This window comes from Terrimonas alba (assembly GCF_042434975.1).
Classification (GTDB): Bacteria; Bacteroidota; Bacteroidia; order Chitinophagales; family Chitinophagaceae; genus Terrimonas_B; species Terrimonas_B alba.
The window spans coordinates 50,383-62,010 of record NZ_JBHMQM010000006.1; the positions used below are offsets into that span (position 1 = coordinate 50,383).

An 11,628-nucleotide genomic window follows, 5' to 3' on the forward strand; every position below is an offset into this window, starting at 1 on the left:
TTAGAATATCAGCACAGCAGAAAGTCCCGAACGTTAAACCTCACCCACCCTTACTCGCCTGCGATATAAACCAGGCATTGGCCAGGAGATATAAGACCAACAATAAAACGGCCATGATCATATCAAACCTGTGAGCCTTGGCCTGCTGATTTCTCTTCACGAGTTTTAGTGAATAGGCGGTGGCGGTGATTACACAAAAAATAAAAAACAAGGTAAGTCCATGCAAGGTATCCACCAACGTGAAAGAAGTGGATTCGGGCAACGAAGAATCAATGATATACTTATTACCAATCACGGCAAATAAAGAACCGACGCTTAACCCGAAACGGGAATCAATGCCGTCAGTATGAATAAAGAAGCAGATATAGGCGATCAGGAAAGCGATATACATGCCTAAGAAAACTTTCCAGAAAAGGCCAGCCGCATCCCTGTTGATGCTTAACCTCACCCGGTAAGCACTGTACTCTGTATGCGGCTTTGCAAAACTCTCATCACCAAAAGCAGTTTCATATGCTTTAATGCCCGTTGAAATAATACAGCTATCTATCGTCCACCCACGAAGGGTGAACCTGGGATCAAAGTGGTTACCTACAGTATCCGGTACAAATACAAGAAATCTCGAATCAAATTGCGAATTCTCAATTGATAGCCGAAGCTTTTGTTCATCAAACGGAAAATTGGCGATGCGCCAGCTGTCTTTCATTACGCATTGTAATTTCATTTGCATGTACACCTTTTCGCCGGAACTATCAACCAATGAAAAAGCTTTTTCAACAGATTTTGCCTGTGGTATTTCCAGGTTATTATAAAAGTCGAAATCCCGGTTTTTATATTTTAACCACAACCAGAAATTGATGGTGTATTCTTTTTCCTTGAAATCAATGTTATGAATGCTGGTAATATAAATGCCGACGCTCACGGTATCCGGTTTGTTGTCTTCTGCATGTGAGCCATTGCCAGGTAATAATGCAACGAGGAGTAAAACGAAAGGACAAAGGATTTTCCTAAACATCATGTCGGGTTTATCGCTGGAAAGATAGAAAACAGATCAGTAACATCAAAACATGCCTTTAAAAGCAGCCCGTTAACTATTTATTTTTTTATAATACTCACAAACGGTATTCATCAGGCATATCTCACATTTAGGTTGGGGGCGACAGATCTCCCGGCCAAGGAATGACATGGCCATGCCCGCATCCCATTGTTGCTGCGGGAGTATTTCTTTAATTTGTTTTTCTATCTTTTTCGGATCTGTGCCATGGGCAATGCCCAGTCTCGGCGCCACCCGCACCACATGCAGGTCAACGATCACTCCTTCGGCAGGTTTACCAGCTTCCCGCAAAATAACATTGGCCGATTTACTGCCCACGCCTTTCAACTGGGTGAGTTCATCGTGGGTGAGCGGAATATTTTTATCTTCTTTTATTTGTTGTGCTATCCCGATCAACCACTTCGCTTTAGTACCAAAGTTCCTGACCTTACTGATATAAGGAAACAGCAGTTCCTCCGTAGCCTTTGACAGAGCCTTCATATCGGGGAAGGCTTCGAATAATTTTGGCGCAAGCTGGTTGATGTTTTTATCAGAATCCTGGGCCGACAAAACGACCATCACCACCAGTTGATAAATGCTTTTATATTCCAGCGGATGTTGTTTGTCTTTGTATTTTTTGAGGAGAGGTTTTATTGCCCCGGACCAGTCTATCTTAGCCATAATTTTATTTTAAGCATTAAATCTACAATAAAACAGCAATTGAAAAGATATTTACCTGGCCGGAAGTTGCATGTGAATTAGTGGAAATGGCTTGCCCAGCCCGTCAGTTTCACTTCGTCCTGTTTCCACGAAACCGAGATGATTGTAAAATCCAATTGCCTGTTTGTTTTGTTCATTTACATCCACAGAATTGGCATGTAATTCATGTATCGCAAATTCAGTAAGCGCCTTGCCAATCCCTTCTCCCCTGCTCCCGGGATGGATAAACAGCATTTCGATTTTTTGATCAGCAACTCCCAAAAAACCTTTTATGTGAGCCTTTTTATCCTGGTAAATAAAAAGATCTACCTGTGGTAAAATACCAGGTAACAGGTTCCTGATCACCTGCAAATAATCTTCCGGCAAAAAATGATGCGTTGCCCGCACAGAAAGTTCCCAGATAGCTATGATGGAATTATAATGCCGGTTTTCCGCCTTTATTATCATGCCTCTGACGTGCTTTTTGCGACCGAAATTACGCCATCCTTCAATTTAAAAACTCGTGAACAATACGGCCTAACATGTTTACATCGACCTTTTCCAGGGGATGTGGCGTATTTTCAAGCAACTGAAATTTGCCATTTGCCAATGCCTTTTCCACCTGCGTTGTTTCTTCTATTGTAACCATTTTGTCCTTATCACCCAACAGCAGTAAGCTGGGAGTTAAAATAGTTTGATAATCGTTTAGCTGCAAATCATTATTATCGCCGAGCTGAACCAATAACTGTTTTGTCTTTTGCAAAACGATTTTCCAATCGTTGGGATAATGACGTTGTTGCAGCTGTTTGGCGAAGGCAGGAACTTTTTCTTCGATGGTATCAGCATTTAGCATGGCCGCTTCTTTTGCAACGATGTCGGGATTCCACTGAAATTTAGTTGCCAATGTAACAATCCGGCTAACCAACGCCGGCGAATGCCTCGCAAGGTATAAAGCTGTATAGCCGCCCATGCTGTAACCAAAAATATTCGTTTGGCGAATATTGTTTTTTTCGAGATACGCCATGACATCACCGGCAAAAACGGGAATGGAAAAATCATTTGCAGGAAAAGGTTCGCCACCGTGCCCGCTGAAGTTTAGCGTGTGAATGATATAATGGTTGGATAATGCATCGGCCAATGATTGCAGCTGGTCTTTGGCACCGATGGCGCCGTGAAGCAGTAAAAGATGTTGCATCCATAAAATTAGCATCCTAATTTCAATGCACCGGTGAAATTGAAAAACTTAATTTTGCGTCATGAACAGCGAAACCGGGAAATGGGTGATTATGGCCGGCGTATTGATTGTACTCGCCGGCGTGATCATTTATTTTTTTTCAGATAAACTGCAATGGATAGGCAGATTACCCGGCGATATCCGGATTGAAAAAGCAAATTTCAAATTCTACTTTCCCATTACAACCATGATCATTTTTAGCGTTTTGTTTACGATCATCATACAGGTGATCAAAAAGTTTTTTTAAAGTCTTCTGTTTTAAATCATCGCTTATTGCCTTTTGTTTCCTTACCGTTTTGCAAAATGCTCATAGCTACTATTTCTTTCTTTTCATTGCGGTAGAAATTTATCTGTGCTTCCACTCCTTTCAGAAAAAACTGGTCTTCTTTTTCGGGGTGCAATTGCAGTGCTTCCTGTCCCTCAGGTTTGCCGATCAGTTTGCCATTTTCAAAACTTACTGTAATGATGAGTTGTGGCGATAGATCATAAACGCCAATGTATTGCTTCAACACGTCAGGTGGCAGGCTGATAGACTTTTTTTCTTTTGGTAGCTCATAAGGCTTATCATAAAGAATCGCCAGGATGCTCTTCGTGATCTTATCAAGATGCGGGTTAGCAACATTGGCCAATAAAATGATGCAGGTATTATCATCGGGTATGCTGACCATGTTGCTGTTAAAACCATGGATACCGCCGCCATGTCCAATTGTTCTTTTACCGGCACTGCTGTCGGTCACCCATCCATAACCATAATTATTTTTTACCGCCGTATATGCTTTTTGCTTCGATGATTTTGACATAATTGTATTAGCCTGTAGGGACAGGTGCCATTTGTACAGGTCGCCAGTGGTGGAATAAATAGCACCGGCAGCATACGAAACTGAAGAATCTACTATCGGAGCAGGAATATTCGTATCATCTGTTAACCGGAAATAACCAATTGCTTTTTCTTTATTGGCCAGGTGAGTAAAATCGAACCCGCTGTGATCCATATGCAACGGATTAAAAATATATTTTCGTACAGCCTGTTCGTAAGGCATTTTTGTTACGTCTTCAATTATATAACCCAAAAGCATATAAGCAGAGTTGGAGTATTGCCATTTTGATCCCGGTGAAAACTGCAGTGGTTTGTCCTTAAACAGTGCCATCATTTTTTCACGGTTGGAAGGTTTGGCTACTTCTGTTGACATAAAAGCCCGGTCGTCGGTGTAGCTGTAGATGCCGGATGTATGTGTAAGTAAGTGTTCGAGGGTAATACTGTCGCCGTTTGGATAAGCAGGAAAATATTTACTGAGTTTATCTGTTGTATTCAGTTTTTTTCCTTCCTGTAGTTTTAACAATATGGTTGCGGTGAACTGTTTGGTAATAGAGCCAATCTGGAAAATGCTGTTCCTGTCATTCCTTATCTTATCCCCCGCATTGCGAAGCCCATAACCTTTATCGAGCAATATCTTCCCCTTGTGAACGATGAAAGCAGAGCCATTGAACTTATCCTGGCCGGCATATGCATGCAGCAGTTCCTCAAGCCTGGCATTCTGGCCCGAACAGGCGCTAATTACAAAACAGGAAAAAACAAAAAGCAAATGTTTCATTGGTTTATTTTTTATGATGAAATGAGCCATATCAGGGTCAAATAACTTTGACCACCCGGAAGCAATATAAGTTACAGCTATATCCAAATCTTTTTAAGAAAGAAAATTGCGAAGCGATTCTTTGGTCTATTCAACGGGCCAGTGAAAACAAAGCCCATATCCATCCGGGTCAGTAAAATGAATGGCTTTAAAACCATAACCTGTTATGGAGGGCTTATTTATTTCCAATCCCTTCGAAAGAAAATGTGCATATAAGCTGTCTATATCAGGACAGCCAAAGTAAAGGGCAACATCCCCATGGCCGATATTCCGTACAGGATCGGGAACGACCGGTCGGTCAGGCTTTTCATAAATAGTATTCAACATCAGGTCTATTCCCTGCAAGCGCAGCAAAACCCAATCGCAGTCATCGCCCTGCGCTGGTTGTGATTGCATGGCTACTTCAAACCCCAGTTTATCCCGGTAAAATGATATGGCCGTTGGCATATCATATACCTGCAGGTAGGGAGCCATGCCTTTTATTTCAATTTCGCCGGCTTGCTTGTTTTCTGTGTGCATAGTATAGGAATTTATGCGTGAGAAGCGTGATGAAGGCAGTTGAGTTCATTCTGGGTCTTACGTCTTCAACAATCAGACGGTCTCACCGGGGTTTGGCCAAAGCCAACCCCCGGTGAGCAGGTCATCAAACCAGTTACGCCGAGGTTGGTGTTTTTCACCAACCACAGTAATAGAAGTTGCTTCGTAACCAGTCAAGCAAATTCGGCATTTTCATATCGATATGCCCATTTTTATCACCGAATATCCCCAGTTTTTTACAGCCACAAACCTTGAATGGAAGAAACTCTTGCAGCCTGATAAGTATAAGGATATTGTTATTGGTAGCTTTCGGTTTCTTGTTGAAGATAAACGAATAAAGCTATATGCTTTTGTTATAATGCCCAATCACATCCACCTTATTTGGCAGATGCAACTGCTGATACATCCTCAGCATGTGCAAAGAGATTTTCTAAAATACACAGCGCAAAAGATAAAACATGATTTAAGACAACACCATCCGGCAGTGCTGGAAAGGTTCAAGGTAAATGCCGCTGACCGGGAATATCAGCTATGAGAACGCAATCCACTAAGTATAGAACTGAGAACAGATAAAGTTTATCAACAGAAACTGGATTATATTCATTGGAATCCTGTCAGGGCAGGTATATGCAGGTTGCCAGAAGAATATAAATATTCCTCCGCGCTGTTTTATGAAACCGGTATTGATAATTGGGGGTTTCTTTCTCATCACCGGGACTAATAATAAATAGAACACAGGTAGCGGCACAAGGTTTCCGACAGCAGTGCGGTTGGTGAAAAACACCAACCTCGGCGTTCTGCGTGTTACTTTTTGGAAGACCGACAACAGCGAAAATCATTTTGACTACTTCTTTTTTGAATTCCGCGTCATATTTGCGACGGCTTGTTTTGACAGATTTGCGTTCCATAAACTCTGTAAATTTATTGGAATTCTCTGTCCGTGAAAATTAGGCCATCTCATTCAGCCGACATAGTCGTTAAGTCCGTTGTTGGCCACTGTGTCCATTCCATTCAATTAATTAAAATTTTCCTTAAAAAAAGCGTATCCGTAGTTCTTTTCATATTCAAAAAGACTGCGATTGAATCGTTAAGTTCTAAAATCTTTGTGGTCAGACCAAGAAAATCTAATTATTGAATCGTTAACAATATTCCATTTTTGCCAATTTATTATGTCCGGATTGGAATTCATCTTTTTAAATTCATTATCAAAGTACATCACTTCATCAAGCTTATTTGAATGAAATCTATAAAAGATGTTTGAAGAGTCTAAAGAAAGTTTTGATGAATGTGAAATTCGCCAAAGGGTATTGGCTTCGTTAATCAATTTTTGCTGAATAGCATTCTTGCAAGAAAATAATATCAGACCAAAAAAAACAATAACATAAAATCTCATGACTAAAATAGGGTTGTTCAGGGACATAGCGGCCAGCGCATAAATTTATGGCACTCAAATCGCATTTTCGAAGAAAAGCAGCCTTGATTTTCAAAATTTTGCTCTTCGGCATTTCAATTGTTGTTGCGCCAATACAACCTATACAGAAACGGGCGGATAAATTTTTGTTTACCCGCCCGTTTATATTTTAGTTACTGCTATCTTATTTCGCAGGCGTAATAATAATATTCCGGTAATCGATCGGACCATGGTCACCCTGGATATATAGCGGGCCTGGTTCTCCTTCTTTGCTATCCAGTGCGCCGCCGGTGATGCCAGGAATTTCCTGGTTACAAATGATCATCTTTCCATTGGCAACAACGGTGATCATTCTTCCGATTAAGGTGATGTCGTAAGACTGCCATTCTCCTGGCTCTTTCGCTACCATTTCAGTGGGTGTGATGAAGCCATATACAGCGCCCAATTGATCTTTTAACGTTCCCATTCCTTTGCTGTCAGCTATCTGCACTTCATAACGGCCACGGAGGTAAACACCGCTATTGCTGCCTTTAGGATAACGAAACTCGATATGCAATTTGAAGTCGGTAAATTTTTTATCCGTTACCAGGTTAGATCCTGACTTAGGACTTCTTAATAAACCCGATTCCACTTTCCACTGGTTCTCTCCCATCGCATGCCAACCGCTCATAGAACTGCCATTGAACAATTTGATTGGTGTCCCCCAAACAGGTGCTTTTTCCCGGCGCAATGATGGCGCCCGGTGTGCCGACCAGTTATAGGTTTTTCCATTAGCAGCTATCATGGTACCTGCCAGGCTATCGGCTTGTAAAGTCCCTTCAAACTTTAAGTCATTGTCTTCCTCTTCCCATTGTGGTGGTAAGCTAAAGCTCAATTTTCTATCGGTAAAATAAATAATGGAAATCGGTCTTGCACTACCGGAGATTCCAACATATTGGCCAACCAATCGTTTGTGACCTGAATGCATCACTTCAAGCCATGAGGGATGTTGTTTTCCATTATCATATATCGTCATGTCCCATCTACCCTCAATAGAAGGATCACCAGCATTGCCGGTAGCAATGATCTTGGCATTACCGGATGCGATGACAAAAAGAAATAAAACAGCCGTAACAAATAACTTACGGAATGACAGAAGCACGTTGTTAAAGTATTTTGTTTTCATTGGCTAAATGTACTAAAGAATCAAATAAAGAAAATGATTGTTATTCTTTTCGTGCTAACAGGTCATTCTTATTTTGAGGTGTTAAGGTGAAACTTCCATTTGGGCTTATTCCGTGTCGAAGTCTTTGTGTTCTTTGCGTATTTTTCTCAGCGTTCTTTGTGGTAAAAAAATAACCGCAAAGCAAATACAAAGTTTTTTCGCAAAGAACGCGAAGGAATTATAACCTGTTTACAACTCTTTTAATTCCGTCTTTCAATTTTACGACATTTAAATTCAGCAGTTTCCCGAAATAAAATTTGCCGGAGTATTAATTATTGAAAGCGTTGTAAAAATCGTTTACACAACGAAACGTCATAACTATAAAATTTTCCTGAGTCAGATTTGTCGTTCACCCAAAGAATAGCAAAGACCGTCGGGAGCTACTACAAAGAATAATTTCCAGTCTGTTTCTTCATACTTCTGGATAGCATATCCTGCTTCTTCCCTGTCCAATCCATTTGCTTTTAATTCTGCAAATGCATTTTCGACACTGTCCACTTCAAAGAAACAACCATCCTGCGAAGCATCACCGCCATTTTCTGCAAAGCCTATCCTGATATTATCCCGCTGTAGAATAGCCGACCGCACCGGTTCGTCAGTAGTGGATTCAAGATGAAGACCAAACAACTTTTCGTAGTAAGGAATGGCTATTTCAATATTAACAACGGGCAGGTTTAACGCATCTCCCTGGTAGCCCCAGGCTCTTTTAAAAACAGCTCTTGGCTTTTCCATATAACAAATATCGTAGAAAGTCTGATAGCTGTTCGTAGGATTTCATGGATTATTACGATAGCTAGGCATCAAATGGATTGATGACCGATGCCGATCAACGACGATTCTCATCATCCGGCGAAGGTTCCGGAGATTGATTTCGAAAATTATTATTTCATTCCTAACAATATTATAATTCGATCATCGTTGTGTAGAGCAACCATTGTTTTAATCGCTGCCTGGAGTATTTGTACAGGCTTAAAGATCCCCGAACCGGATCTGATTTTAATAATAGGTGTTTTCACTAACTGCCAATATCTATGTCACCACGAACCACTCGCTTAGGATTAGCCATCCTGTTTTCTGCACTTTTTTATTTTTGCGGCCAGGGTCAAACTTTTGGGACAAAAGCTTCGGCTGTATGGCTGAGTGATTGTAACCAGTCGAATTTCTTTAATACATCAGGGAGCGGTGCCGATATTATTGGCCCGGTTTCGAATAGTTTTTCCAGTAATAATTTCGGTGTTCATACTCAAAACTCCGGTACGCTGATTCTGCGTGGTGCCGAACTGAGAACGTTTAAAGATCCGGTAGCCAATGTGTGCGATGCCCGGTTGCACTACCGCATTTACCCGCAAAGCACGGCCCCCGGGGCTTTTACTATTATCGATCTTCCCCTGTTAAGTGATTGTAACATGCCGGGCGGCACCTATCCTGGCGGCGGAACTTGCGTGGCAGGTGATCAGCAATGGAACCGGGTGATACCTGATGGAACCATCACACCTTATTCGCCGGTCGATCTTACCATTTTTTCTCCCGGCAACTATGTGCTGGAAGTTTACTACTCAATTACCGGTTCGTCAACTTCAACTACAGGGTGTGACGAAACGATTGTTTTAAATAATGGAGGTGCTAACTATAGCGCCTTTTTTTCTATTCAGTCACCCACACTGGCCAGTAACAATCCAGTTACCTGTAATGGAACGGAAGGTTTGATTACAATCAGCGGACTTTCGGCAGGCGCAACCTATGCCGTGAGCTATACAGATGATGGCGTGAATGTGGGTCCTGTCAATATCGTGGCCAATGGTAGTGGCCAGGTGGTAGTGAGTGGATTGAATGCGGGTGTGTATGCCAATTTTCAATTGCAGATCAACGGGTGTACTACTGAACTTTTTACCGGTATCATCTTGTCGAACCCGGTGTTTACACCGACGTTTACAAAAGTTGCTGCTTTTTGTGCCGGTTCAACGCCTCCTGCGTTACCAACGACTTCCAATAACGGGATAAGTGGTACCTGGAATCCGGCGGTAATAAACAACCAGGCTTCAGGCAGCTATACTTTTACTCCTGCCGCAGGCCAGTGCGGTACTTCAACCACAATGAATGTGACGGTGATTCAGAAGACAACGCCGACATTTAGTTTTGGCACCTCGCTTACTATTTGCAGTGGCGGCACCGTACCCACATTACCGGCGACTTCCAGCAATGGAATACCCGGAACATGGAACCCTTCGGTAGTAGACAATCAAAACTCCGCCGTATATACATTTACCCCAAATGCAGGTCAATGTGCATTGCCAACAACATTTACGGTAACTGTTAATCCTAATATCACACCTACTTTTAGTTTTGGAACAGCTTTGACGATTTGTGAAAATGAAACCGTGCCTACACTACCTGCTGCTTCATCCAATGGAATCACTGGTACATGGAGTCCTGCAACAGTGAGCAATCAGGTTTCAGCCATTTATACATTTACACCCGATGCTGGTCAATGTGCATTACCAGCTGCATTCGATGTAACAGTTACGCCGAACGTCACACCGACATTTGCTTTCGGTACAGCTTTAACCATCTGTGAAAATGGAACGGTACCAACATTACCCGGCACATCGGATAATGGTGTAACCGGAACCTGGAATCCTGCAACTGCTAGCAACCAGGCTTCGGGTACTTATACATTCACACCTGATGCGGGTCAATGTGCAGTGCCAACAACATTCACGGTGACTGTTACGCCAAACATTACGCCATCGTTTGCTTTCGGAACAACATTAACCATTTGTGAAAATGGAACCGTGCCGACATTACCTGCTAATTCCTCCAATGGAATCACTGGTACATGGAACCCGGCAATAGTCGACAATCAAGCATCCGGCAGTTACACATTCACACCCGATGCGGGTCAATGTGCATTGCCAACAACATTTACGGTAACTGTTAATCCTAATATCACTCCTGCATTCAGTTTTGGAACAGCGTTGACTATTTGCGAAAACGCAACCATACCTACATTACCTGCTAATTCCTCCAATGGAATCACCGGTACATGGAGCCCAGCAACAGTGAGCAATCAAGCTTCAGGCACTTATACATTCACACCGGATGCCGGTCAATGTGCGTTACCAGCAACATTCGATGTAACAGTTACGCCGAACGTAACACCAACATTTAGTTTTGGAACAACCTTGACTATTTGTGAAAATGGAACGGTGCCAACATTACCCGGAACATCTGATAATGGAGTTACCGGAACATGGAACCCTGCGACTGTTAGTAACCAGGCTTCGGATACTTACACATTTACTCCTTCAGCCGGTCAATGTGCATTGCCAACTACGTTCACGGTGACGGTTACGCCAAACATTACGCCATCGTTTGCTTTCGGAACAACATTAACCATTTGTGAAAATGGAACCGTGCCGACATTACCTGCTAATTCCTCCAATGGAATCACTGGTACATGGAACCCGGCAATAGTCGACAATCAAGCATCCGGCAGTTACACATTCACACCCGATGCGGGTCAATGTGCATTGCCAACAACATTTACGGTAACTGTTAATCCTAATATCACTCCTGCATTCAGTTTTGGAACTACCTTGACGATATGTGAAAATGCAAACGCACCTACATTACCTGCAAATTCCTCCAATGGAATCACCGGTACATGGAGTCCTGCAACAGTGAGCAATCAAACATCTGGCACTTACACATTCACTCCCGATGCGGGCCAATGTGCTTTACCAACTACATTCGATGTAACGGTTACGCCGAATGTTACACCGACATTTAGTTTTGGAACAACCTTGACTATTTGTGAAAATGGAACGGTGCCAACATTACCCGGAACATCTGATAATGGAGTTACCGGAACATGGAACCCTG

Annotated in this window: 10 protein-coding genes and 1 pseudogene; 3 read left to right on the plus strand and 8 right to left on the minus strand. The window is 42.3% G+C overall.

Translation table 11 applies throughout. The features are described 5' to 3' along the window. Positions 1-40: 40 nt before the first annotated feature. The 4 genes from ACFEL9_RS17330 to ACFEL9_RS17345 form a co-directional block, all read right to left on the minus strand. Positions 41-1,012: a ligand-gated ion channel gene (locus ACFEL9_RS17330; protein ID WP_385892739.1), complete on the minus strand. Its 972-nt coding sequence runs from the start codon at positions 1,010-1,012 to the stop codon at positions 41-43. Positions 1,013-1,084: 72 nt separating this feature from the next. Beyond that, positions 1,085-1,711 (minus strand): endonuclease III domain-containing protein, encoded by a 627-nt coding sequence (locus ACFEL9_RS17335; protein WP_385892742.1) that lies wholly within the window; start codon positions 1,709-1,711, stop codon positions 1,085-1,087. Between the two features lie 51 nt (positions 1,712-1,762). Further along, the gene (locus tag ACFEL9_RS17340) at positions 1,763-2,197 is read right to left on the minus strand and encodes an acetyltransferase (protein WP_385892745.1); all 435 of its coding nucleotides are present in this window, start codon (positions 2,195-2,197) and stop codon (positions 1,763-1,765) included. Positions 2,198-2,237: 40 nt separating this feature from the next. After that, entirely contained in the window at positions 2,238-2,924 is a 687-nt protein-coding gene (locus tag ACFEL9_RS17345) for an alpha/beta fold hydrolase (RefSeq protein WP_385892747.1), read from the minus strand. 61 nt (positions 2,925-2,985) lie between these two features. On the opposite strand from ACFEL9_RS17345, the gene ACFEL9_RS17350 reads away from it, so the two are divergent. Further along, positions 2,986-3,210: a DUF2905 domain-containing protein gene (locus ACFEL9_RS17350; protein WP_385892750.1), complete on the plus strand. Its 225-nt coding sequence runs from the start codon at positions 2,986-2,988 to the stop codon at positions 3,208-3,210. Between the two features lie 16 nt (positions 3,211-3,226). On the opposite strand, the gene ACFEL9_RS17355 is transcribed toward ACFEL9_RS17350, so the two are convergent. Together ACFEL9_RS17355 and ACFEL9_RS17360 are read right to left on the minus strand one after the other, a co-directional pair. Then, entirely contained in the window at positions 3,227-4,555 is a 1,329-nt protein-coding gene (locus ACFEL9_RS17355) for a serine hydrolase (protein WP_385892752.1), read from the minus strand. A gap of 126 nt (positions 4,556-4,681) precedes the next feature. Beyond that, a complete protein-coding gene (locus ACFEL9_RS17360) occupies positions 4,682-5,113 on the minus strand; it encodes a VOC family protein (RefSeq protein ID WP_385892755.1) in 432 nt (143 codons plus the stop codon). A gap of 220 nt (positions 5,114-5,333) precedes the next feature. Here ACFEL9_RS17360 and ACFEL9_RS17365 point away from each other — a divergent pair, with 220 nt between their 5' ends. Next, positions 5,334-5,666, plus strand: coding sequence for a transposase (locus ACFEL9_RS17365; RefSeq protein ID WP_385892758.1), 333 nt, complete (start codon positions 5,334-5,336; stop codon positions 5,664-5,666). A gap of 1,060 nt (positions 5,667-6,726) precedes the next feature. On the opposite strand, the gene ACFEL9_RS17370 is transcribed toward ACFEL9_RS17365, so the two are convergent. Both ACFEL9_RS17370 and ACFEL9_RS17375 read right to left on the minus strand, forming a co-directional pair. Then, a complete protein-coding gene (locus ACFEL9_RS17370) occupies positions 6,727-7,707 on the minus strand; it encodes a 3-keto-disaccharide hydrolase (protein WP_385892760.1) in 981 nt (326 codons plus the stop codon). A gap of 375 nt (positions 7,708-8,082) precedes the next feature. Next, positions 8,083-8,478: a VOC family protein gene (locus ACFEL9_RS17375; protein WP_385892763.1), complete on the minus strand. Its 396-nt coding sequence runs from the start codon at positions 8,476-8,478 to the stop codon at positions 8,083-8,085. Between the two features lie 299 nt (positions 8,479-8,777). On the opposite strand from ACFEL9_RS17375, the pseudogene ACFEL9_RS17380 reads away from it, so the two are divergent. After that, positions 8,778-11,628: pseudogene (locus ACFEL9_RS17380) on the plus strand (hypothetical protein); the annotation flags it as partial.